General features: G+C 67.8%; 19 protein-coding genes and 1 pseudogene. 8 read left to right on the forward strand and 12 right to left on the reverse strand.

Annotated features, from left to right (window positions below; all coding sequences use genetic code 11):
- Window positions 1–5: 5 nt before the first annotated feature.
- A pseudogene (locus tag AC1D0A_RS12525) lies at window positions 6–911 on the reverse strand (AraC family transcriptional regulator); the annotation flags it as partial.
- A gap of 126 nt (window positions 912–1,037) precedes the next feature.
- The gene (locus AC1D0A_RS12530; protein ID WP_476943232.1) at window positions 1,038–1,637 is read right to left on the reverse strand and encodes a TetR/AcrR family transcriptional regulator; all 600 of its coding nucleotides are present in this window, start codon (window positions 1,635–1,637) and stop codon (window positions 1,038–1,040) included.
- A gap of 118 nt (window positions 1,638–1,755) precedes the next feature.
- Here AC1D0A_RS12530 and AC1D0A_RS12535 point away from each other — a divergent pair, with 118 nt between their 5' ends.
- The gene (locus AC1D0A_RS12535; protein ID WP_476945950.1) at window positions 1,756–3,708 is read left to right on the forward strand and encodes a primary-amine oxidase; all 1,953 of its coding nucleotides are present in this window, start codon (window positions 1,756–1,758) and stop codon (window positions 3,706–3,708) included.
- Window positions 3,709–3,717: 9 nt separating this feature from the next.
- A complete protein-coding gene (locus AC1D0A_RS12540) occupies window positions 3,718–4,194 on the forward strand; it encodes a hypothetical protein (protein WP_476945951.1) in 477 nt (158 codons plus the stop codon).
- Between the two features lie 25 nt (window positions 4,195–4,219).
- On the opposite strand, the gene AC1D0A_RS12545 is transcribed toward AC1D0A_RS12540, so the two are convergent.
- On the reverse strand, window positions 4,220–7,624 hold the full coding sequence (locus tag AC1D0A_RS12545) for a DEAD/DEAH box helicase (RefSeq protein WP_476945952.1): 3,405 nt from the start codon (window positions 7,622–7,624) through the stop codon (window positions 4,220–4,222).
- Between the two features lie 196 nt (window positions 7,625–7,820).
- Between AC1D0A_RS12545 and AC1D0A_RS12550 the strand changes: the two genes are divergently transcribed.
- Entirely contained in the window at window positions 7,821–8,765 is a 945-nt protein-coding gene (locus AC1D0A_RS12550) for a DMP19 family protein (protein ID WP_476945953.1), read from the forward strand.
- Window positions 8,766–8,902: 137 nt separating this feature from the next.
- Here AC1D0A_RS12550 and AC1D0A_RS12555 read toward each other — a convergent pair whose 3' ends face one another.
- Window positions 8,903–9,436: a COG4315 family predicted lipoprotein gene (locus AC1D0A_RS12555; protein ID WP_243180609.1), complete on the reverse strand. Its 534-nt coding sequence runs from the start codon at window positions 9,434–9,436 to the stop codon at window positions 8,903–8,905.
- Window positions 9,437–9,622: 186 nt separating this feature from the next.
- On the opposite strand from AC1D0A_RS12555, the gene AC1D0A_RS12560 reads away from it, so the two are divergent.
- Both AC1D0A_RS12560 and AC1D0A_RS12565 read left to right on the forward strand, forming a co-directional pair.
- Window positions 9,623–10,132: a sigma-70 family RNA polymerase sigma factor gene (locus AC1D0A_RS12560; RefSeq protein WP_026538160.1), complete on the forward strand. Its 510-nt coding sequence runs from the start codon at window positions 9,623–9,625 to the stop codon at window positions 10,130–10,132.
- Entirely contained in the window at window positions 10,129–10,812 is a 684-nt protein-coding gene (locus tag AC1D0A_RS12565; RefSeq protein WP_243180610.1) for an anti-sigma factor family protein, read from the forward strand. The genes AC1D0A_RS12560 and AC1D0A_RS12565 overlap by 4 nt, the downstream gene beginning before the upstream one ends.
- 56 nt (window positions 10,813–10,868) lie before the next feature.
- Here the strand turns inward: AC1D0A_RS12565 and AC1D0A_RS12570 are convergent, their stop codons facing one another.
- A complete protein-coding gene (locus tag AC1D0A_RS12570) occupies window positions 10,869–11,675 on the reverse strand; it encodes a DUF1206 domain-containing protein (RefSeq protein ID WP_476945954.1) in 807 nt (268 codons plus the stop codon).
- Window positions 11,676–11,777: 102 nt separating this feature from the next.
- A complete protein-coding gene (gene trmB, locus AC1D0A_RS12575; protein ID WP_243180612.1) occupies window positions 11,778–12,734 on the reverse strand; it encodes a tRNA (guanosine(46)-N7)-methyltransferase TrmB in 957 nt (318 codons plus the stop codon).
- A 137-nt stretch (window positions 12,735–12,871) separates the two neighbouring features.
- Here trmB and AC1D0A_RS12580 point away from each other — a divergent pair, with 137 nt between their 5' ends.
- On the forward strand, window positions 12,872–14,143 hold the full coding sequence (locus tag AC1D0A_RS12580; protein ID WP_439954122.1) for an MFS transporter: 1,272 nt from the start codon (window positions 12,872–12,874) through the stop codon (window positions 14,141–14,143).
- 96 nt (window positions 14,144–14,239) lie between these two features.
- Here the strand turns inward: AC1D0A_RS12580 and AC1D0A_RS12585 are convergent, their stop codons facing one another.
- The gene (locus AC1D0A_RS12585; RefSeq protein WP_079550797.1) at window positions 14,240–15,529 is read right to left on the reverse strand and encodes an MFS transporter; all 1,290 of its coding nucleotides are present in this window, start codon (window positions 15,527–15,529) and stop codon (window positions 14,240–14,242) included.
- A 24-nt stretch (window positions 15,530–15,553) separates the two neighbouring features.
- Window positions 15,554–16,822, reverse strand: coding sequence for a M20 metallopeptidase family protein (locus AC1D0A_RS12590; RefSeq protein WP_476945955.1), 1,269 nt, complete (start codon window positions 16,820–16,822; stop codon window positions 15,554–15,556).
- A gap of 204 nt (window positions 16,823–17,026) precedes the next feature.
- Here AC1D0A_RS12590 and AC1D0A_RS12595 point away from each other — a divergent pair, with 204 nt between their 5' ends.
- A complete protein-coding gene (locus AC1D0A_RS12595) occupies window positions 17,027–18,058 on the forward strand; it encodes an Lrp/AsnC family transcriptional regulator (RefSeq protein ID WP_243180906.1) in 1,032 nt (343 codons plus the stop codon).
- 91 nt (window positions 18,059–18,149) lie between these two features.
- Window positions 18,150–19,604 carry an MFS transporter gene (locus tag AC1D0A_RS12600; RefSeq protein WP_243180614.1) on the forward strand — a complete coding sequence of 485 codons (1,455 nt, stop codon included), beginning with the start codon at window positions 18,150–18,152 and terminating at the stop codon, window positions 19,602–19,604.
- Window positions 19,605–19,743: 139 nt separating this feature from the next.
- Here the strand turns inward: AC1D0A_RS12600 and cycA are convergent, their stop codons facing one another.
- The 4 genes from cycA to AC1D0A_RS12620 form a co-directional block, all read right to left on the reverse strand.
- Entirely contained in the window at window positions 19,744–21,258 is a 1,515-nt protein-coding gene (gene cycA, locus AC1D0A_RS12605) for a D-serine/D-alanine/glycine transporter (RefSeq protein ID WP_476945956.1), read from the reverse strand.
- Between the two features lie 562 nt (window positions 21,259–21,820).
- A complete protein-coding gene (locus tag AC1D0A_RS12610; protein ID WP_243180616.1) occupies window positions 21,821–22,018 on the reverse strand; it encodes a CsbD family protein in 198 nt (65 codons plus the stop codon).
- Window positions 22,019–22,165: 147 nt separating this feature from the next.
- Window positions 22,166–22,825 (reverse strand): class I SAM-dependent methyltransferase, encoded by a 660-nt coding sequence (locus AC1D0A_RS12615; protein ID WP_476945957.1) that lies wholly within the window; start codon window positions 22,823–22,825, stop codon window positions 22,166–22,168.
- Window positions 22,794–23,846, reverse strand: coding sequence for a class I SAM-dependent methyltransferase (locus tag AC1D0A_RS12620; protein ID WP_243180618.1), 1,053 nt, complete (start codon window positions 23,844–23,846; stop codon window positions 22,794–22,796). Before AC1D0A_RS12620 ends, AC1D0A_RS12615 begins: the two co-directional genes overlap by 32 nt.
- Window positions 23,847–23,967: the final 121 nt, after the last annotated feature.

Below are 23,967 nucleotides of genomic sequence, written 5' to 3' on the forward strand. Positions count from 1 at the left end.
CACTGGGCCGCATCCAGGAAGCCCCAGCGCGCGGCCACGGCTCCGACCGGCATTCCGGCCAGGAGCGGATCGCGCAGTTCGCGGCGCGCCCCCTCCAGCCGCTGGGTCCGGATCCAGCTCGCCACGGTGGTCCCGGATTCATGGAAGACGTTGTGCAGGTGCCGGGTGGAGATGAAATGGGCCGCCGCGATGGACGCCGGTGACAGCATTGGATCGGCCAGGTGGGCATCGATGTACTCGCGGACGGATGCCGCCAACAGGGCCTGGGGTTTCATACGGTCGGGGGACATGTCCAGTTCCGAATGCAGCATCGTGGAGACGAGATCAAGGGCGTTGGTGGCCAGCCGCGATCCGCTGGGGCCGCTCAGCGCCTCCAGGTTCTCAGCGAGGTGGGCAATGAACGGCCCGACGATGGCGGCGAGGCCCCCGTCGGAGGCCAAACGCACGGCCGAAAGCTGTGCGATGCACTCCGGCGGCAGGGACAGTGCGTCCCAGGGAAACATCAGCACCATGAGCCGTGCGTCGCCCTCGAAGGCAAGCGTGTAGGGGCGGCTGGTGTCATAGATGGAGAGATCTCCCGGATGCAGGACTGCCTCGCGGTTGTCCTGGATGAGGAGCCCGGTGCCCTGCAGCTGGAGGTTGAGCTTGAAATAGCGCTGGTTGGACTGCGCAATCAGCGCCGGTGTGCGGTGGACCTCATGGCTTGTGGAGGAGACCTCGACGAGTGCCATGCGGTCCAGCCTGCGGGCCCGTAAGCGGCCGTGGAAGTTGTCCGCATTTGCGCTCGAGGCGGCCAGGGGAACGAAGGATTCCGCGACGAGGTGCCGCCAGTGGTCGAAGGATTCTGCCGTGCTGGTTCGGACGTCCTGTCCCGTGGGACCGAGCGAGGGGCGGGCTGCAACTGCGGTCATAGGAGATCCTGACGCCGTCGTATTTCTGGGAGTGTGTCATGGGACACAGTCCTTTCAGGGTAGCGCCGCAGCCCGCCGCTGTCATCTTTTTTCGACAACCGGCGAAAAAAGATCGCCCGGGCCCAATTACCGGGCCTGGCAGCCCAGCAGGGTCAGGAAGCCCTCCAGCTGCTCGTTCAGCCCGAGTTCCACCTGGCCTTCCGGGGTGAGTGCCGCCGTAATCTGCGCGCCGAGCAGGAGGTTGAGCAGCTGCCCGGCCAGGGCGGCGTCGTCGACGGCGGTGGTGACGGCGCCGGCCTGCCGCGCCTCGGCAAGGAACCGCCGCATCGCTGCAAGCCACTGCTCCATCGAATCCCGGTGGATCCGGGCCTTGCCGGGGTCGTTGATGGCCTTCTGCCAGAACGGGATGACAATCCGGGCCTCATTGATCCGCTCCTCATCCAGCGGCAGCACCTCGACGCAAAACGACCGCAGGGCCGCCAGCCCGGCCTGCCCGGCGGTGACACCTGCGATACGCTCGTTGGTGCGGTTGAAGACGTGCCCGAACGCGAAAGTCAGCAGGTCATCCTTGGTGGGGAAGTACGGCTTGAGGGCGCCGTTCGCGAATCCTGCCTCGAGGGCAATTTCCCGCATGGTGGCACTTTCAATCCCGAGCCGGGCGATGATCCGCCACGTGGCGTCGACGAGTTCAAGCCGCCGCTGGTCGTGGTCGACAATCTTTGGCACCGGACAGCTCCCCTAATATTTTTCGTCGGACTCTTGTGGCACAGCTTACATTTCCGTATTCTCTACAACTATAGAAAATAAAGTTCTGACCCGCCAAGGTCACCGAACGAAGGCCGTCATGATGACCGCACAAACTGACACCCGTACCCCTTACAGCCCCCACAGCCTGGCCACGGGCGCCGAAATCACCGCGGTCCAGGGCATCCTGCGTGCCGCGGGACTGCTGGGCGAGACCCGGCGCATCGCGTACCTCGGTCTGCTGGACCCCGCCCGGAACGCGCCGGCCGAAAGTGAGGACCGGCGGTTCCGGGTCTTCCTGCACGATGCCGCAGGGGGAAGGCCGGCCGATGTGACCGTTTCGGTCTCCAGCGGCACGGTGGTTTCCGCCGTCGAGCTGGACACGGCGGTGACCGGCGAGCTCCCGGTCCTGGAGGAGGAATTCGAAGTCGTCGAACAGCTCCTGGCCACGGACGAGCGCTGGCTCAAGGCCCTCGCCAGCCGCGGTCTGGACGTCAGCAAGGTCCGCGTTGCCCCGCTGTCCGCCGGCGTCTTCGAGTACCCGGAGGAAAGGGGCCGCCGGATCCTTCGGGGTCTGGCCTTCGTGCAGGATTTCCCCGAGGACAGCGCCTGGGCGCACCCGGTGGACGGGCTCGTGGCATATGTCGACGTCGTGAGCCAGGAAGTGACGCAGGTGCTGGACACCGGCGCCGTCCCGATTCCCGCGGAGCACGGCAACTACACCGATCCGGAGCTCACCGGCCCGATGCGCACCACGCAGAAGCCGATCAACATCACGCAGCCGGACGGGCCCAGCTTCACGGTCACCGGCGGCAACCACGTTGAATGGGAAAAGTGGAGTGTCGACGTCGGCTTCGACGTCCGCGAGGGGGTGGTGCTGCACAACCTTGCCTTCCAGGACGGCGACCGCCTGCGTCCCATCATCAACCGCGCATCCATCGCCGAAATGGTGGTCCCGTACGGGGACCCGTCGCCGATCCGGTCGTGGCAGAACTACTTCGACACCGGCGAATACCTCGTGGGCCAGTACGCCAACTCCCTGGAACTGGGCTGCGACTGCCTGGGCGAGATCACCTACCTCAGCCCCGTCATCAGTGACGCCTTCGGCAACCCCCGCGAGATCCGCAACGGCATCTGCATGCACGAGGAAGACTGGGGGATCCTGGCCAAGCACAGCGACCTCTGGACGGGCATCAACTACACCCGCCGCAACCGCCGCCTGGTGATCTCGTTCTTCACCACCATCGGCAACTACGACTACGGCTTCTACTGGTACCTCTACCTCGACGGCACCATCGAGTTCGAGGCCAAGGCCACCGGCGTCGTCTTCACCTCCGCCTACCCCGAAGGCGGCTCGGCCAACATCTCCCAGCTCGCCCCGGGCCTGGGCGCGCCGTACCACCAGCACCTGTTCAGCGCCCGTCTCGATATGGCGGTCGACGGCCTCACCAACCGGGTCGAAGAAGAAGACGTGGTCCGCCAGGGAATGGGCGAGGGCAACGAACGCGGCAACGCGTTCTCCCGGAAGCGGACTGTCCTGGCGCGCGAGTCGGAAGCCGTCCGGGAAGCCGACGCGCGCAGCGGCCGGACCTGGATCATTTCCAACCCGGAATCACGCAACCGCTTGGGCGAACCCGTGGGCTACAAGCTGCATGCCCAGGGCCAGCCCACTCTCCTGGCAGATCCGGAGTCCTCCATCGCCAGGCGCGCGGCCTTTGCCACGAAGGACCTGTGGGTCACCCGGTTCGCGGAGGAGGAGCGGTACCCCACGGGGGACTTCGTCAACCAGCACGCCGGGGGAGCAGGCCTGCCGGCCTACATTGCCCAGGACCGCGACATCGACGGCCAGGACATCGTGGTGTGGCACACCTTCGGCCTGACCCACTTCCCCCGGATCGAGGACTGGCCCATCATGCCGGTGGACACGGTCGGCTTCAAGCTCCGCCCCGAGGGCTTCTTCGACCGGAGCCCCGTGCTGGACGTGCCGGCCAACGCTCAACAGTCCTCAAGCTGCCATGGCGAGGGCGACGCCGGCGCACACTGCCACAGCTAGGCCGGCGCCGTGAGTGTCGCAGCCAGCTTGGGCCGCCGGGCCGGCCTCGCCGGCGTCGTCTTCCATTCCCGGATCTGCGCCGCCGTGACCGCGGCGTCGTGCCTCGCGCATCTGTGGCTGGCCGCCGGGAACCAGCACGGGACCTGGCTGAACGTGCTCATGCTCGCCATGGTGGCAGTGTGCCTGCCGTGCGCCGTGCACATCTGGCGCCACGGCAGGCACAGGGCCCTTCGCCAGGTGATGGCCGCGGCGCTGTCCATGACCGCGGTGCACGCGGTCCTGCTCCTCGGCACGGGAGCCGGCGGCACGGGCCACAGTCACCATGTGAGCACTGCGGCAGCAGGGGCCGGCGCGGCGCCGTCGGGATCCGGGGCGCTGCTGGCAGTCATCGCGCTGGAAATGACGACGGCGCTGCTCGCCGCGACGCTGCTGGCCCGGCTGCGGGCGGAGCCCCGGTCGGCCGTATCAGGGTTGAAGCGCGGCTAAAGCGCAGCTTCCGGGTTGGTCAGCGTCAGTCGTTGAACAGCCCCGCCAGGTCTTCCGCCGTCAGGGCGCCGCCGGTGAGTGCGTCGCCTTCCATGACGTCGGCGAAGAGCTGCGACTTCTTCGCTTTGAGCGCCATGACCTTCTCCTCGATCGTGTCCTTGGCGACCAGCCGGTAGACCATGACGTTCCGGGCCTGGCCGATCCGGTGGGTCCGGTCCACGGCCTGGGCCTCCGATGCCGGGTTCCACCACGGGTCCAGCAGGAACACGTAGTCGGCCTCGGTGAGGTTCAGGCCGAAGCCGCCGGCCTTGAGGCTGATGAGGAACACCGGCGCGGCGCCGTTCTTGAACTCGTTCACGACGTCGGTGCGGTTGCGTGTGCCGCCGTCGAGGTAGCAGAACTCGATGTTCTCCTCGACCAGGCGCTCCCGGACCTTGCCCAGGAAACCGGTGAACTGGCTGAAGATCAAGGCCCGGTGCCCTTCGGCCACCAGGTCCGCGAGCTGCTCGAAGAGGACATCGAGCTTGCTGGAACGCACCCCTGACAGGGAGGGATCGATCAGCGAGGGATCCAGGCTCAGCTGACGGAGCAGGGTCAGCGACTGGAAGATAGTGAACCTGTTCTTGTTGACGTCCTCAATCAGGCCCAGGATCTTTTGGCGCTCCCGCTGCAGGTGGGTCTGGTAGACCTTCTGGTGCCGCGGGTTCAGCACGACTTCCAGGATCTGCTCCTGCTTGGGCGGCAGGTCACTGATGACCTGTTCCTTGGTGCGCCGCATCATGAGCGGCCGGACGCGCCGCCGGAGCTTGTCCAGCTGCCCCTTGTCGCCGTTCTTCTCCACCGGCTTCTGGTAATACTCGGCGAACCGTTTGGGGCTGGAAAAGAGCCCGGGAGCCACGATCGAGGTCAGTGCCCAGAACTCCATCAGGTTGTTCTCCAGCGGCGTGCCGGTGATGGCGAGTTTGAAGGCGGCGGGCAGTTTGCGGGCGCACTGGTAGGCCTTGGACTGGTGGTTCTTGACGAACTGCGCCTCGTCCAGGACCAGCCCGGCCCACGTCTGGGAGGCGTAGGCCTCGTAGTCGATCCGGAACAGGGCGTAGGAGGTGACGATGATGTCCGCGCCGGCCATCGCCTCGGCCGGGTGCGAGCCGCTCTTGGCGAAGGTTTCGCCGATGGCGCGCACGTTGAGCCCGGGAGCGAACCGAGCCGTCTCCGCCTCCCAGTTGCCCACCACGGAAGTGGGGGCGACGACAAGGAACGGGGCGGTCCCGGACCCGGTTCCGGCTTCATCTCCTGCGGCGGCGTCTTTTGCGGCGCAGATCAGGGCGAGGGCCTGGACGGTCTTGCCCAGGCCCATGTCATCGGCCAGCACGCCGCCGAGGCCGTGGCGGTACAGGAAGCTCAGCCAGTTGAAGCCCTCCAGCTGGTATGGGCGAAGCTCGGCGTTCAGTGACCCGGGCAGGGGAAGGCCCTTGATGCCGCCTTCAAGGAGGCCGCCTACGGACTCGCGCCACGCCGCGGCCTGTTCATCCACGATGCCCAGGTGTGCGAGCTCGTCCCACAGCCCGGCCTGGAAGCGGCTGATCTGCAGCGGGGCGTCCTTGTCGCCGGGGTTGTCCTGCAGGGAGCGGGCCTCGTCGATCAGGGCCCGCAGCTGGTGCAGCTCCGGCAGGTCCAGCGAGAAGTACGCCCCGCTCGGGAGCAGCATGCGGGTCTGGCCGGCGGCGAGGGCGGAAAACAGTGCCGCGAAGGAAACCGGTTGGCCCTCCAGGGTGATGACGATGCCCAGATCGAACCAGTCGCGGCTGTCCGTCGCCTTTGTGGAGATCGCCACCACCGGGGCTTCTTCGGCTTCGCGGTAGTCCGCAATCTCGCCGGAGGTATCCACGGAGACGTCAGGGAGGTCGCGGAGCCGGGGGAGCACGTCCTCGGTGAAGGCGAGGGTGTCCAGTCCGGCCAGCTCTGCCGTGGCCGCCAGGCGCGGCGTGCCCCAGCCGCCGGTCGCGGATTCGCCCAGGGCCGGCACGACGTCCCAGGGCTGCCCGACCGCCTCGAGGATGCGGGCCTCGGCCGGGTCGTCCCGGTAGCCGTGATCGCCCGGGTGCCGCCACAGCGGCTGTGCCGTGACGAGGTTTCCGGACGTGTAGTGCCATTCCCAATGCAGCCGGACCCGGTGGTCGGCCCCGTAATTGGCCAGCAGGGACAGGGTGGGGACGGCGAGCGTGGGCAGTTCCACCGACTCGTCGGAGGCGGTAACCCGCGCGGTTTGCTTGAGCTTGGGGTAAAACCCTGTTAGGAAGCGGCTTTCGTCCCGTGCGGGGATGTGCAGGGTTGTCCCGCCCGTGACGAAGGTCAGCAGTTCCTCGCTGAGACCGCTTTCCAGCGGGGCGAGGGTGATGACGGGGTCCGCGGGGGCGGTACCGGGCAGGGCGCCGCCGTCGGACGCCAGGAAGATTCCGTGCGCCGGGCGGCCGATGGTCCCGACCGACGCCGGATCCACCACCTCACCTTCGACCGTGATGGTCGGCGCGAGCTCGAGACCGCCGTCGTCCCCGCCGGTGCCGATGCGCGCCAGGTTCAGCCCGACGGCGGCAGGCTGTTCGACCAGCCGCACCGGCTCCGTGCCGCGGCTGTGCACCAGGGCGACGCCGATTTTCTGGGCCTGGGACAGCAGGCTCCACAGGTTCTTGCCGGCGTAGGTGTTCAGCCCCAGCCACAGTCCGGTGCCGGAGTGCTGCCGGTTTGCCACAGCGGTGTGCGAGGCGAGGAATTCCTGCATCCACTCGACGTGCGCCTCGTTGCATTCGCGCCGGTAGTTCAGGTAGCTCAGCGTGCTCCAGGAGACGTCGCCGCGGATCCACTTGCCCTTGGCGCCCATGATGACGGGGCGTGCCTTGAGCTGGCGGACGCTGCGGAGCGGGTCGCGGCGGCCCGTGTAGGAAAAGTGCGGGGCGGGTTCCTCGACGTCGAACTGGAGCGCCAGCGGGGTGCCGTTGGCGGACGGCGTGATCCCCGGGTGGGCGATCAGGGGGCTAAGGGCCTGCTCCCAGTCGGCCATTTCCGGTGGCGCGCTTTGGCGGGACAGCCGCGTGCCCTCGGCGGGGGCCAGCAGCTGCATCCTGGTGGCGGGGTTGTCTTCGGCCGCGAAGAGCAGGGCAGCCACGTGCTTGCAGTCCTTGCGGACCGGGCAGCTGCAGACGCCCACCGTGCAGCTCCAGCCGCCTGCCTTCCGGACCAGCTTCGCCGTCGTGGAATAGGGCACGTCGGAACCGCCCCGCACCTTGCCCAGCAGCAGGCCTGTGGCGGCGTCGAAAGAGATCCCGGAAACGCGGCTCCCCATGGCGTAAGCGAGCCCGGCCGCGAGGGAGCGGTCGTTGATCGCGGGAGTCTGTATTGCCAGTGCCGCACTCTCGTCCGGATGGGATGGCATGTGCGCGCTACTTTCGGCAGGTAATCATCTGATCCATCTTACCGAGCCTTCGCAGGCCCCGGAACTTCGCCGCCGCCCGCACAAGCGCCGCCTAAACTTCGCCGGACGTTCAACCGGGGCTCGGCCGCCCGCCGTGACGACGGACCTACCGTGGAGAGGTCCGGAGTATCAGCAGCGCCAGCAGTAAGGATTCCGCATGACCCACAGTGAGCCCACCATCCAGTCCGCCCACAGCTACCCCACCGTGCTGACCACCGAAAGCCTCAACGGCGGAAACGGGGACGTTGTCGACGCGAACGTCAACGTGGTCAACGCCATGTTCGAGGAGTTGCTGGACACGGAAGAGATCTCCCCGGCCGCGCTGCGCGGTTACTACGTGGACTTCTACCTGACGCAGGCGCTGGCCGGCGGCTTCGCGCAGTACGTGTTCACCGCGCCCGAACGCGAGGAAGTCGACCCCTACGTCCGGGAAGGCCTGGAGGCCATGGGTGCCGCCGCGCACCTGGACCTCTTCAACCGCACGGTAGCCGCCTTCGGCGCCCTGACCGACGCCGACGTCGACAGCTACCTCGACGGCGGCAGCGGCTGGGCCGCCGGAAGCGCAGAGGAAGACGAACCCGGCGACGGGGTCTCCGACGCCGTTCGGCGCATCGAAGAACTGGACGGGGAATTCGAGTCGATCCTCGCAACGGAGGACATCGCCGCATTGAATGCCGCGTGGCTGCGCGGCCAGGAGGACTTGCTGGTCCTTTCCGACGACGACCTCGACGCCCACATTGCCGGGCGGGTGGCCCGGCTTTCCGACCTCGCGGAGCGCCAGGCGGCAGCCGCCGAGGAAGCGCTTCTGGACGCGCCGGAGTTCGAGCAGATCATCCGCGAGCTGTGCGGCCTCGCGGGCCACAGCCTGGTGCGGATCACCATGGGCGATCCGAATTATGAGCACAACGGGGAAACCACCCTGGCCTGGCACTTCACCACGGAGCAGGGCGAATTCCTCATGCTGGAGGACGACGACGAGGCTTTCATGCTCAATCCGCGGACCCAGGAAATCCTCGCGGCTGTGGGGTTCGAAGAGGCTGTGGAGTTCGAAGGGGCTGTTGACTTTGAAGGGTCGGCGGAGTTCGAAAAGGCACGCCCGTAGGCGGCCTTCCACGACAGTTTTCCGGTACGACCGGCGCCTGCCCCCAAATGCAGGCGCCGGCCGTGCCGTGTTGAGCAACCCGTGCCGACTAACTCTGGCCCGGCCGACCGGGCCCGGCGGATCCGCGGCCGGTGAGCCTACCCGGCCGGCGGTGCCGTGATCATTTCCCCGGAGGGTGACACGAGGAACCAGACCCCGCCGACGCCCTGGCCGTTGATGTCCCCCGCGGCCTGGTCCTTGGAGTAGTAGTAGATCGGCATCCCGTTGATGGTCACCTGCATCTTTCCGTCAGCCGTGGGAATGGTTCCGACCTTGCCGGTGACGCCGTTAACTGTGGGAGTCGCCGTCGTCGACGTGACAGCGGGCCACGACGTCAGGCACGCGCCGGTGCAGACGCTGTTCCCGGAATCCTTCGTGTTCTTGGTGAAGAAATAGACGCTCAGTCCCTGCTCGGCCACCACGATCTGGCCCGCCTTGGAGTCGGCCACCGAGAGTACCGCGGCGGACATGGACGACGGCGCGGAACTGGCTGGCGCGCTCGTGGCGGTCTCTGCGGGGGCGGAGGTGGCCGGCGCCGCCGACGTCGGCGTCGTGGTCGTTCCGCCCCCGCAGCCGGACAGGAGGGCGGCCAGAGCGAACGCGGACAAGCCAATGCTGAGATGCTTCTTCATTTGCTGCTCCTAGACTCGAGCCAGCCCAACTCGGAGGCCGGCGCTACGAGATACGACGCCATGGAGAGCGGAATGGTTCATGGCGGAACCGACATGTTCGTGTCGGGCTGTCCTGGGGCACACTGAACTATTGGGCCTGCCCGTACGTCGTAGAGGGGCAGAACACGAATTCCCTGGAGGTGGGCAATGCCGCTGGACGAAGACGTCGTGGCTGCGATTTACCGCGACCACGGAACGGCACTGAAACGCTTTGTCCTCAGCGTCTCCCGGGACCCCCAGCTCGCCGACGACGTCGTCCAGGAAACGGTGCTGCGGGTCTGGCAGCAGGCGCCGCAGATCACGGGCAGCCTGCGCAGCTACCTGTTCCGGACGGCCCGCAACATCATGATCGACAATTACCGCAAAGCCCAAAGGCGGCCGCAGGAAGCCGGCGACCGCGATGTCCAGGCCCTCCCGGAAGGCGGCGTCGGCGCCGGGCGCATCGACGAGCTGCTCAACAAGGTGCTGATGGAAGAGGCGTTGCTGCGGCTCAGCGCGGAACACCGCGAAGTCCTTGTTGCGCTCCACTACCGCCGCTACACAGTCCAGGAGGCATCCGCCCAATTGAAGATCCCCAGCGGCACGGTGAAGTCCCGGGCGTTCTACGCCGTCCGGGCCCTACGGACGATCCTCGACGAGATGGGGGTGCAGCAGTGAACGGGACCGAGTTGCATCACTTCCTCGGCGCGTACCTGCTCGGCGGGCTGGAGCCGGCCGAAGCCGCGGCCTTCGAGCAGCATCTTGCGGTGTGCGCCCACTGCCGCCAGGAGCTGGACGAACTTGCCAGCCTCCCCGCGCTGCTGGACGCGATCCCGGTGTCCGACGCCGTCGCGCTCACCGCCGCGGCGGCGGCCGCCCGGGACCGCGCGCTGGTCCCGCCGGAACCCGAACCTGTCCCAAGCCGGCTCCTGGACGAGCTCGCCGCCCGACGCCGGAAGGTGCGGCGCCGGTGGACGTCGGCGGTGGCCGCGGCGGCCGCCGCATGCCTGGGGCTGGGGATCTTGGCCGGTCCGCTGCTGAACCAACCCGCCAAACCGGACGCGAGCTATTCCGTTGCGGCCAGCAGCGGGTTGGAAGTCACGGTGGGGCTCGTCAAGAAAACCTGGGGCACCGAACTGGCGGTGGACGGCCGCAGCCTGCCCGTCGCCGGGACCCTCTCACTCTGGGTAAAGGACCGTGACGGCGGCGTGGACCGCGCCTGCGCGTGGACGGCCACGCCCACCGGCAGAGTCCGGATCACCGGGGCGACGCCGGTGCAGCTGGCCAGGATCGCCAGTGTCGAGATGCGCGATGAGCAGCAGCAGACCGTTGCTGTCATCGCCGTGCCCCAGGGGTAGCCCACTCCTGGGGCGCGGCGGTCCGTTCGGTCCGGGAGCCGGCAACGGGCGCGGGCCTACATTTTCGCGAGCTTGGCCCGCACCGCCATGTAGATGCCGTAACAGATCAGGCCTACGCCCACTGCGGCCAGCAAGTACACGCCGAACGGCTGCTCCCGCAGGGCCTTCAGGCTGCCGTCGAGCCCGGTTGACTCTTCGGGGTGTGCCTTCACCGTGGCGATGATGATGAGCAGGCCCACCAGCAGCAGGGCAAAGCCCTTGGCAGCGTAGCCCACCATGCCGATCACCGTCACTGCGGTGCGCGCCTGCGGCTGGGACGGCATGCGCAGGTATTTGATGAAGGACTTCTTGAAGCCGCGGATCGCGTAGACGATCCCGGTGACGGCTACCGCGGCGCCGATGATCACCAGGAGTGCAACGCCGCCCGGTGCCTTCATGAGGTTTACGGTCATGTCGGAAGTCGACTCGCGGTTGTCGGAGCCGGCCCCGGTGGCGACCGACGCGAGCGTCAGGGCGAACGCGGTGTACACCACGGCCTGCAGGGCTGCCTTGAGTTTCTTGCCGACCTTTTTCTTGGTCGGCAGGTGCCCGAAATCGAAAATGGCGTCGGACGCCTGCCAGATGGCCAGCGCCACGCAGGCGGCAAACGATGTCCAGAGCAGCAACGGCCCCGCCGGCTGCCGGGCGAGCTCTTCCACCGCGCCGCTGACATCGGCCTGGCCCTGACCGCCCATGGCAAGCCGGATCGCGACCAGCCCGATGAGGAAGTGCAGCAACCCCGACACGGCGAACCCGGCCCGCGCTGCGATTTCGAGGGGCTTCGAATTGGTGACGTCCTCGGCGACGTCAGCAGCGTCGTTCAATTCTCGTTTGATGATCGTGTCCTTAGTACTACCCAGCGTGGTTCGTTCCGTAATCGTGCCACGCGAAGCCGCTCAACAAAAGACACCCGCGCGCCGGGGTGCCTAAATTCGGCGGTAGCTGAGGTCGAAGATCAGGCGGCCGGCTTCGTGCGCCTTGTTTTCGAAACTGGTCAGAACACGGCCCTCAAACCGCGGCGCCCACCCGCCGGTCCCGTCGACGCCCTCGTTGGGTCCGGTGTGCTCGGTGCTGACCGGCGCCCGGCCTTCCTTGACCGGTGCTCCGCCCACTCGGGACTCGACGCCGGATTCCCACACCTGGGTCAGGGGGCTGTCCGCGCCGGCGCGCTCGCCCTGGTGCAGGTTCTCGAACTCCGCCGAGCCCGCCATGACCTCGCGGACGTGAACGGCGTAGTTGGACCAGTCGGTCGCGATCCGGAAGATGCCGCCGGGCTTGATGGCCCGGGCGGCGAGATCAGCGAACGCCGGTTGAATGAGGCGGCGCTTGTGATGCCGGGACTTGTGCCATGGATCCGGGAAGAACACCCATAGTTCCGTGACGGAGCCGGCCGGGAGCATGGTGGCGAGCACCTCAGGGGCGTTCGCCTCGACAACCCGCACGTTGCTCAGTCCGCGGCTGTTGATTTTGATCAAGGTGTTGGCCAAGCCGGGGGTGTAAACCTCCACGGCCAGGAAGTCCTTGTCCGGGTTTTGCTCGGCGGCGTGGCAAACGGCGTCGCCCAGTCCGGAGCCAATCTCGACAACCAGCGGAGCCGTGCGGCCGAATTCGGCCTCTGCGTCGAACACATAGTCCGGGTGGACGGAGGTGTTTGCGACATGGCGGGGGACCTCAACCGCCCAACGGTCCGAGTGTTCCTCCCAGGCCGCCTGGCGTCGGCCCTGAAGGCGCGTGCCGCGGCGCACAAAGCTCACCGGACGGCCCCCATAGGTGCCGAACGAGGCCTGGCTGCCGGGGGTCACGGGGCGCGGCAACTGGCTCTGGTCCGGGGCGCCGGACTCCGGGTTTGCCTGCAGGCCGGGGGATTCTGGGGATTCGCTCATCCCTTCCAGAATAGTTGAGTTCGCCGGGCCGGGCCGCCCGGGGATCCCGCGGCCGCCCCSGCGGGCCGSCCGCGGAGGTGGGGTTGAGCCGCTGAGGGAGGGGTGAAGGGAAGGGGTGAAGACGCGGGGCTGCAAGAATGGGGCGGGTGACCTCAGCTGGGAAAACTGACGAGTTGGACCATTCGGCCGGCGCCGTTCTCCGGGACGGCCCCGCCGGGCCGCCCCGCGCGGCCGGCCGCCGGCAGCTCGCGTATTTGGGGATCTGCCTGGTCCTGATCGGGCTGAACCTCCGCACAGTCTTTTCGAGCTTCGCTGCGGTACTGCCGGAGGTGACGGCCGACGCCGGGCTTCCGGCCTGGGCGGTCATGGTGCTCACCACCGTCCCGGTGACGCTGCTGGGGGTGTTCGCTCCGCTCGCCCCTGGGCTGGCACGCCGGTTCGGGGCCGAACGGGTGCTGCTCGGTGCCATGGCGGTGCTCACTGCCGGGCTGCTGCTGCGGCCCGTGGAGCTGCCGGCGGCCGGCCACCTTCCGGCTCTGCTCGCCGGGACCGCCGCGTGCGGTGCCGCGATTTCACTGTGCAACGTGCTGCTGCCGGGCGTGGTCAAGCGTGACTTCCCGCATCGCCTGGGCCTCATGGGCGGCCTCTACACCACCGCGATCTGTGCCTCGGCCGCGCTCGGTGCCGGCTTCACGTTCCCGGTCTTCCGCGCGAGCGGGGAATGGACGGCGGCGCTCTGGTTCTGGGCGCTGCCGGCCGGCGTCGTCCTTCTGCTGTTCCTGCCGCCGGCGCTCCGGGCCCGTCCCGGCGGGGCGGCGCGGCCGGCCGGCGGCGTCAACGTCTGGCGTTCCGCCGTGGCCTGGCAGGTGACCGGGTTCATGGTCCTGCAGGCCATGATGTCCTTCAGCGTCTTCGCCTGGCTGGCGCCGATCCTGCGCGAACGCGGGGTGGACGGCGGCACGGCCGGCCTGATCGTCTCGGCCTCGATTGTGCTGCAGATGTTGGGCTCGCTGTTCGCGCCGGCGCTGGCCACCAGGTTCCGGGACCAGCGTGCCCTCAACACGGCGGTGGCGCTCATGACCGGCGCTGGCTTCGCGCTGAGCATCTTCGGGCCTGTGGAACTCCTGTGGCTGTGGACCGGGCTGCTCGGCCTGGGGCAGGGAAGCCTGACCGCCGCCGCGCTGACGCTGATCATGGTCCGCACCAGGGACGGGCACACCGCGGCCCACCTTTCCGGGATGATGCAGGGCGTGGGCTACGGGATTGGCTCCAGCGGCACGCTCCTGGTCGGCCAGCTGCACCAGTTCACCGGATCCTTTGCCGCGGCGGGTGTGCTGTTCATGCTGGTGGGCTCTCTTGCAGCGGTGTTCGGGTACCGGGCCGGGCGCGACCGCTACATCGGCGACTGACCCTTCCCCCTGCAAAAACGGGATGAGCCATCAGTTGTGGCTGTCCTGAACCCTCCAGAACAGCCACAACCGATAGCTCAACCGGCCCGGACCGGATCAGAGCGTGAGGTCCTTGCCCTTCGTCTCCGGGATGGTGAAGACGCAGGCCGCGGAGATCGCGAGCAGCAGCACGGCGTACACATTGAACAGCTGCGGCATCTGCACCGTGGTGCCGAGCCACTGCTGCAGATAGGGCGCGGTTCCGCCGAACACGGCCACGCAGATCGAGTAGGGCACTCCGACGCCCACGGTGCGGATGCTGGTGGGGAACAGCTCGGCGTAGACGGCCGGGACGATCGCCGCGCTGGCGGCGATGAAGATCAGCATGACGGACATGCTGACGGCCAGCTGCCAGGCGGAATCCTTCAGCAGGGCGGTCATCGGGAAGTGCATGATGCCTGCGCCGATCGCACCGGCCCACAACACTTTCTTCCGTCCGATCCGGTCCGCCAGCTTGCCCCAGAAGGGCAGCGCCGCGATGAACACGATGTTGCCGATCACGCCGGCCCACAGGGCCTCGCCCCGGTCGATCTTCAGGGCGGTGGTGGCGTAGCTGGGGGCGACGACACCCCAGATGTAGTAGATCACGGTCAGGCCGACCGTCAGGCCGATCACCTGGAGGGCCTGCTTGCGGTGGCGGACGATCTGCGGCCAGATCGGAGCGCGCTTCTCCGTCGCGGCCTCACCCTCGAAAACGTCCGTTTCGTGCAGCCGGGACCGCATGATCAGCGCGTAGAGACCCATGGCCGCGCCGATCAGGAACGGGATGCGCCAGCCCCACGCGTTCATGAGTTCAGTGCTCAGCGTCATGTTCAGCACGGCACCGAGCAGGGTTCCGAACAGGATGCCCACGGTGCCGGAGGTGTAGATCAGCGTGGCCCAGAAGCCGCGGTGTTCCTTCGGCGCCATTTCGGACAGGTACGTCTGCGACGACGGCAGCTCGCCGCCGTGGGCCAGGCCCTGGATCAGGCGCGCCACCAGGAGCGTGAGCGATGCCCAGACGCCGACGGCCGCGAACGTCGGAGCGATGCCGATCATCAGGCTGCCCACCGACGCCAGCCCCACGGCCAGGGTCATGGAAGCCTTCCGGCCGATCCGGTCACCGATCCAACCGAACAGGAAGCCGCCGAAAGGGCGGGCAACGAAGCCGACGGCGAAAATCGCCAGCGTGGACAGCACCGCGGACGCAGGATCCGACTTGCTGAAAAGCTGGCTGGCGATGAACGGCGTGAACGTGGCGTAGATCGCCCAGTCATACCATTCGACGGCATTGCCGATGCCGGTGCCGACGAGCGTCTTGCGGGTGGATGTTCGGGTTGCCGCCGGCGTGATCGTGGCTGCAGTCATGGTCTTCTCCCTCGGGGGTGCGGGTTAGGAAAGGGCGGAGGCCGCGGCAACCGTGTTGGCCGCGGCAGGAGCGTCGGCGGCCGCGAGTGCGGCCAGCCTTGAGATGGCGAGCTCGGCGTAGAGTGCGGCGCCGTCAGCCAGCACGCCGTCGTCGAACGTGGCGTACGGGGAGTGGTTGAACGCGGAGGTGGCATGGTCGGCGTCCCGGGGGACGGCGCTCAGCCCGATGAACGTGCCGGGGACCTCGGCCAGAACCCGCGAGAAGTCTTCGGAGCCGCTCAGCGGGGTGGCCCAGCGGGAGAGCCGGGAGTCGCCGAACAGGCCCGCAATGACGTTCTCCGCGGTGTGCGTTTCGTCCTCGTCCGTGATGGTCAGCGGATACTCCTGCTGGTAGTCGACATCGACGTCCAGGCCGTGTGCCGCCGCGATTCCCTTCAGCAGCCGCGGCACGGCGTCCATCATTTTCTGCCGGGCTTCCTCGGAGAAGGTCCTGATGGTGGCCTCGATGCGTGCGGTTTCCGGGATGATGTTGCGCTTCGTGCCGGCCTGGAGGACCCCCACGGAGAGGACTACGGGGTCGAACATGTTGAACTGGCGGGTGATCATGACCTGGAGGGCGGTGACCATCTCGGCGGCCGCCGTGACGGGGTCCTTGGCCGAGTGCGGGGCCGACCCGTGGCCGCCGGCGCCGAGCACGGTGACCACCAGGCCGTCGGAGGAACTCAGCATGACGCCGGGCTTGGTGCAGAACGTGCCGTACGGTTCCAGGGCGGAAAACACGTGCATGCCATAGGCGGCGTCCACACGCCGGCCGGCGGCATCCAGCACGCCTTCGCGGATCATGTGGCTCGCGCCGTCGAAGCCTTCCTCTCCGGGCTGGAACATCAGGACGACGTCGCCGGCCAGCTGGTGCCGGCGTTCGGCCAGGAGGGTGGCGGCCCCTGCCAGCATGGAGGTGTGCAGGTCGTGGCCGCAGGCGTGCATGGCGCCGTCGATCCTGGACGTGTAGTCCACGCCCGTCTTCTCCTGCACCGGCAGGCCGTCCATGTCAGCGCGCAGCAGCACCGCCGGGCGCGAGCCCCCTTCGGTGCCGGGCCCCTGGCCCCGCAGTACTGCGGTGACCGACGTCGTCTCCTGGCCCAGGGTGATCTCGTAGGGAAGCCCATCCAAGGCCTTGAGCACCTTCTCCTGGGTGCGGGGCAGCGCCAGGCCGATCTCGGGTTCCCGGTGCAGTTCATGGCGGAGCCGGGCAAGGTCCGTCTGCATTTCCCGGGCATCTGCGGTGATCGGCACGTGTTCTCCTTGTTTGTCGTTTGTCGTTTGTCGAACATCGCCTGGTTGGCGACTGGCTTGTTTTTCGAAGTTCCTTGGTTCACGTCCGGCGGGGACGTCCTGCGTCTATTCTCAAGTGACACAGTTCACACCCGCCCGAAGGCCAGAAAAAATGCACGAATAGACTGTTGCCGCAGGTTTCGTGCATGGATGAAGGGAAGAATGATGGAACTCAGCGAGGACGATCTCGCGCTGATCAACGTCCTGCAGATTGCCCCGCGGCTGAGCTGGGCGGATGCGGCGCAGGTGCTGGGCGTGCACGCCACCACCCTGGCCGCCCGGTGGGAGCGGCTGTTGGACTCTGGCGTGTCCTGGATCACCGCTCACCTGATCGGTGACCCCCAGCAAATGTGCCTGGCATTCGTCGCTGTGGACTGCGAAATGCACCGGCGCGAGGAAGTCACCGCCAGGCTCGCCGAGATGCCGGAAATCGTCACGGTGGAGGAGGCAGCCAGCCACCGGGACCTCATGCTGACCGTCATTACGCCCTCCCTGGACGATTTCAGCCTGAAAGTCATCTCGCGGCTGAAGGAGATTGACGGCCTCCTCAAATATCAGACCGCCCTGTGCACCAGGCTGCACGCGAGCGGCGGCTCCTGGCGGCTGAACGTGTTGAGCCGCGCGCAGCAGGCCGCCGTGCGGGCGTTGGCCGGCCCCGAGGCCACCGGGGTTGCCCAGGCTGCCGCCCGGGAAGCGCTGCCGGAAAGCCACCTGGCGCTCCTGCCGTTCCTGGCCAGGGACGGGCGGGCCACGGCGGCAGACATCGCCCGCGGCCTGGGCAGGCACCCGGCCACCGTCCAGCGCCAGCTCAACCGTGTGCTCGCCAGCGGCATCCTGTCATTCCGGTGCGAGGTGGCCCAGAAACTCTCCGCTTTCCCCGTGACCTGCCAATGGTTCGTCAACGTCCCGGCCGGGCGGCACGAGGCAGCCGCCGCGGAGCTGAGGACCATGCGGAACGTCCGGCTCAGCGCCTCCACCACGGGGCCAACGAATTTCGTGATCATCATGTGGCTGCAGTCCCTGGCGGACGTCATGAACATCGAGGTGGCGCTGCAGCAAAAAGTGCCCGGGATCGAGCTCGTGGAAAGCGTCGTCATGCTGAGCACCGTCAAGCGTGTGGGCTGGATGCTGAACCCGGACTCCAGGGCCAGTGGCGCCGTCGTGGTTCCTGCCCAGGGGTTCGACGAGGCGGACTGACGGCGGCGGACCGGCAGCTGATAAGCCGAACGGCCAGCTGATAAGCCCACAGGAGGGCGGGCTGCGGGGGTCCGGTTGTAAGCTGTGGCACGTGCCCCAGACCGACCCGCCCCCTCACCAGGAGTCCCGTCCGAAAGCCGTCCCGGAATCGGCCGGCATCTTCCACCGCAGCTACCTGTTGGTGACCCTCGGCGCCTGCGCACTGGTGTTCCTGGCGGCCTTCGAGTCGCTGGCGGTGACCACCATCATGCCGCTCGTCAGCCGGGAACTGGATGGGGCGGGACTCTACGCCTTGGCCTTCGCCGGGCCGCTCGCCACCGGGGTGATCGGGATGGTGGCCGCGGGCAGCTGGTCGGACCGCAAGGGGCCGGTGGCGCCGCTCCTGGCCGCAGTGGGCATGTTCGTGCTCGGCCTGCTCATCGCTGGGACCGCCGGAACCATGCCGGTCCTCGTGTCCGGACGGCTGGTGCAGGGACTCGGCGGGGGCGGGCTTACCGTGGCCCTGTACGTGGTGATTGCCCGGGTCTACCCGCCGGTCCTGCATCCGAAAATTTTCGCCGCCTTCTCCGCGGCCTGGGTCATCCCGTCCCTCGTGGGACCGTTCGCGGCCGGCGCCGTGGCCCAACTGGCCGGCTGGCAGTGGGTCTTTCTCGGCGTGGTCGGGCTCGTGGTGCCGGCCCTGCTCCTGACGGCCCCGGCTCTGCGCGGCCTGAACGGCAGCACGGGCGGCGCCGACGGAGATTCCCCGGCCGCTGAGCCAGGGTCCCGCGGCCGTCCGCCGGGAGGCCTTGTCAAGTTGGCGCTGGCGGCGCTGGCGGCGCTCGCCGTGCTGGGCCTGAACCTGTCCGCAGCGGTACCGGTCGCCGGCGGGGTGCTGGCGGCGGCCGCCGTCGCCGTCGCGCTCCTGGCCGTCCGTCCCCTCATGCCGCGCGGAACGCTGACCGCCCGGCGCGGTCTGCCGAGCGTGATCCTTACCCGCGGCCTGGCATCCGCGGCGTTTTTCGGCGCCGAGGTCTACCTGCCGTACCTGCTCGTGGAACGCTACGCCTTCGCCCCGACATTTGCTGGCCTCACGCTCACCGGCGGCGCCATCGCCTGGGCGGCGGCATCGGCCATCCAGGGCAGGCTGGGGACCCGGCTGGAGCACCGGAGGGCGGTGCGGATCGGATCGGCCATGGTCCTTGGCGCCGTCGTCCTGGCCTTCGTGACCACGGTACTGGCCTGGCCGGCCGCGGTCGCGATCGCGGGATGGATCTTCGCGGGGGGCGGCATGGGCCTGATGTATCCGCGGCTGAGCGTCATGACCCTGGCGCTCTCCACCAAGGACACCGAGGGTTTCAACAGTTCGGCGATGTCCATTTCGGATTCCCTCGGCGGTGCCCTGGCCCTCGCCGGCACTGGGATCGTGTTCGCAGCGTTCGCGACGGCGGCGCCGTCGGCGTCGTTTGCCGGGGTGTTCGCGCTGACGGCGGTGATCGGGATCGCCGCCGTGGCCGTCGCGCCGCGCGTCGCCGTCGTCCCGGCCGCCGTCACCAAACGCTCGTAGCGGCAACCACTAGAACGGGCACAGCACCTTGATGCGCCCTGCACCATAAAAAGCGCTGCACCATAACAAGCACTGCACAGGAGCCCCGGCCGGATGATCCGCTCCTTTGTTTCAGCGCTCCGTTGTTTCCGCGCGGGGATCAGGCAGACGCGCGGGCTCCCTCCTGCGAGCGGACGGCCTTCCATTCCACAATCCGGGCCTGCTGCAGCGGGGACTTGCGGTTGAAGTGCCAGGCCGCGCCCAGCAACAGGAACCACACGGGCGCCACGAAGAGTGCCAGCCGGGTGTCGTCGGCCTGCCCCAGGGCCACCAGCATGAACACGAAGAAGGCGAGCACGACGTACGGCATGAAGGCGGAGCCGGGCATCTTGAAGGACGACGCCTCGTGCAGGGCCGGCCGGCGGCGGCGGAAGACGATGTAGCTGACCAGGATCATGGACCACACAAACATGGTCAGCACGGACGCCACGGAAGTGACCACCGTGAACGCGCCGATCACGGAGTCGCCGGAGTAGAGCAGGACCAGGCCGGCCAGCAGGAAGATGCAGGAGAACAGCAGCGCGTTCTGCGGTACTTTGCGGACGCTGAGCTTTCCGAACGCTTTGGGCGCGTTCCCGTCCTGGGCGAGGCCGTAGACCATCCGGGAGGTTGAGTAGATTCCGGAATTGGCGCTGGAGGCGGCGGAGGTCAGGACCACAAGGTTAATGACCACCGCGGCGATCCCCAGCCCGGCGAGGGTGAACATGCCGATGAACGGGCTGCTGGCGGGGTCGATGGTGCGCCACGGATTGACGGCCATGATGACCACCAGGGCGCCCACGTAGAAGAGGAGGACGCGGACCGGGATGGAGTTGATGGCGCGCGGCAGGTTCTTTTCCGGGTCCTTGGTTTCGGCGGCGGCGGTGCCCACCAGTTCGATTCCGGCGAAAGCGAAGATGGCGATCTGGAAGCCGAGGACGAAGCCGAACATGCCGTGCGGGAACATGCCGCCGTCGTTCCACATGTTGGCGAGGTTGGCTTCCGCGCCGTTCGGGGACGTGAAGTGGGTGGCGATCATGACCGCGCCGGTGACGATCAGGGCCACGATGGCGACCACCTTGATGATGGCAAACCAGAACTCCGCTTCACCGAATGCCTTCACGGTGGGGAGGTTCAGGAGGATCAAGACCACGGGCGTGAGCAGCGCAGGGATCCACAGGGGCGTGCCGGGAGCGAGCTTGTCCACGTAGCCGGAAATGGCGACGATGTCCGCCACCCCGGTGACCACCCAGAAGAACCAGTAGGACCATCCGGTGAAGAAGCCGGCCCACGGCCCCAGCAGGTCACCGGCGAAGTCGCTGAAGGACTTGTAGTTCAGGTTGGAGAGCAGGATCTCGCCCATGGCACGCATCACGAAGAACAGCATGAAGCCGATGATCATGTAGACGAAGATGACGGAGGGCCCGGCGAGCGAGATGGTTTTCCCGGACCCCATGAACAGGCCGGTGCCAATGGCGCCGCCGATGGCGAGCAGCTGGATGTGGCGGTTGCCGAGGGCCCGGGCGAGGTGCGGCCCGCGGTTCCCGGAGTCACCGCTGGCGGAGGCGGCAGTTCCAGTTTGGGCAATGTCAGATTCTGCAGTGGCCGGAGCGGCCGTGGTGGTGCGTTCAGACATGAGGCTTCTTCCTTGTCACAGGCGGTCGCCGGCGGGGGTTCCACAGTGCGGGCCGCACGGATCCGTCAGAGTGTGACGGAGGTAACAGTTTTGGCGGGTAGATCAAGGTTAGGGCCGGTATTTCGTGGTCCCTGTTGTCGGAGCGGTCCGCGTATGTGGTCCGGCTGGTCGGTGGGGTGCCGCCGCGCTCCCGGCGGGACGAGGCTCCCGGAAGGCGCGGGAACCGGCAATCTTCGCGGACTCTGGGGGAGGACGCGACGTCGGCACAGTCGCCCGGTGCGGGCGCTGGCACCGCTTTTCCGTGGATCGCCCGCCCGCAGGCAGGCTCGACAACTGTCGACCATCTTAGCTTCAGTTGTCGTCCGCTGTCTTTTGTCACATTTTTTCGCGGCAGCGGCCGCGGAGGGCCGCCGTTAGCTTTCCGCAGCGTTGGCCGGCKCGGGCCGGCCCTGCACAACAGAATGGCCCCGCCTTGGGCGGGGCCGTTCCTTGCAGAGCTCAGCTGCGGCGCAGCCCAGTTGGGCAGTCCAGTTGCGCCCGCTACTCCTTGGCGAAGCCGTCCTTAACCTTCAGCGGCCCTGATGGCTCCGATGTCGGCGGCGTCCTTGACGCGGTCGCGGGCCTCCGACAGCTTGGGCCGGGCCTGCTCATGTTGGCCATCGCGCTTGAGGTCCTCATTGCCAGTCACCGTGCCGGTACCTTCTGTGGCTGCACCGATGTGGTGGATGACCGTGAGTTTGGCCTTGCCGTCGATTCCCATGATGTTCCCTTCCCCTGATTGCTAGGTCATGCGGTGTTGCTGTAGGTCCACAGGGCGGCCACGGGCGCGGTCAGTTCCAGCCACATTGGGGATTCGGAACAGAACCCGAAGTGGATGGCCCGGCAGTGTATCGATTTCGGGGGTGGGTCAGCGACGGCGTCCGTGATCCAGGGGATGCTCCCTCGACCGATTGCCCGACAGGCCGTTGGGCCGTCTACTGGGCGGCCAGGCGCGTGGCCCGCAGCACGGCATCCGTGAGGGACACTGCCTCGCCGGGGGGGCCCGCGGGGCGGGGGCCCCGTCGGGGTGATGGCCGACGATCAGCAGCGTCCCGCCGGTCCGCACCGCGGCCGCGGCGAGCTGCAAAGCCTGCTGCCACGGCATCTGGGTGGAATGCAGGAACTGGGCCGTGACGAGGTCGAACAACCGGTCCGGGACCCAGGTGGCAAGATCCTGCTGCACCCACTCGATGGCGGCGTCCTGGCCCCGTTCCCGGGCGTGGGCGGCCGCACGCTCCAGGGCGACGGCGGAAACGTCCAGGCCCGTCACGCTCCAACCGCGGGCAGCAAGCCACATCGCGTCCGCGCCCTCGCCGCACCCCAGGTCCAGAGCCTCGCCGGCAGGAAGGTCCGCCACCTCGGCAACGAGTTGCGGATTCGGCTCCCCGCTCCACATCCTGGACCGGCTGCTGTACTTTTCATCCCACATCCGGGCTGCGGAACCGGGCGCCGCATCCTCGACGGCCGCATGTTCGGCTGTGTCATGCTCGTCGGCGTCATGCTCGTGGCTGTGGCTGCGTTTTGTCATGGTTCCCCTCATCACGGCGGTTCGCCGGGTTTCGCTGTTTGTTTTCAGGCACGACGGCGGTGACGAACCCTCCCGGCGCGGACCGCCGTCGGGTCTCCTTGCCGAAATTCCTGTGCTCCTCAAGCACCAGTCCGAAGCCCCCAACAAAGTCCGCGGCGCTTTTCCTGGCCGGGGGAGTGTTGTCGATCCCAAAGGTCAGGGGCTCGCCGACGAATCTCGCGGTAGCCCGCGCATACCGCATGTAGGGCGATCCCGAGGTGATCGTTTCCCTCGAAAAGTAGTCGAAGGCCACGATGCTGCCCGGGGCGGTGCCGGCGATCCTGCGCAGCGTCGCCTCGACGGAGGCGCGGTCCAGGTACATGGTCACCGCTTCCCAGAGGAACAGTGCGGGCCGGTTCGGGTCGAAACCGGCAGCGAGCAGCTTCTCCATCCAGTCCTCGGTCTCGAAATCGGCGGGTACGTACGTGGCCAGGCGCGTGGAGAGGCCCGCCTTTTCGAGCATCGCGAGTTTGAAAGCCTGGGTCCGGGGCAGATCGAGTTCAAAGCAGCGCACCCGGTCCCCGGGCGCCAGCCGGAACGCCCGGGTGTCGAATCCCGCTCCGAGGATTACGAGCTGGTCGATGCCGCCGCGATGCCTTTGAACGGCCGCGTCATAGAGGCTGGTCCGTGCTGTCGGCTGGTGGCGCATCGGTGCCCGCCCCGGGTACGGATAGCGGTAGAGCCTGGGCACGTAGCCCGTGATCAGGTGGGCGGCGAGCGTGGGGGCGGTCTCCATCTGGATGCCAGTCGCGGACACGTTCGGCAGAACGGCCATGAGCCGGGCCGCGGGGACGTCCGGCCGTGTCCCCAGACGGTGCTGCATCCAGCGCGTGTAGAGGGATGCGAGCAGCGTGGCCGACGTGCCGGTGCGCCGGCTGTAGGCAAGCATCCCGGGGACGGATGTGATGTAGCCGGCCGCACTCAAGGGAAACAACGCCAGCTGGATGACCCGAAACAGGCCAGCGGAGACTATTCGCGGCATTGCGTGCGACTCCCCTCACGGCCCGCCCGTCGCGCGGCCCTTCCCGCCCACCATGGTCCTCCCGGACGTAACGGCGGTCAATAGACCGTCCGGGCTTCCGTCCGGGCGCCGCGCAGGCGGA

The organism is Arthrobacter sp. P1_D4, assembly GCF_056406115.1.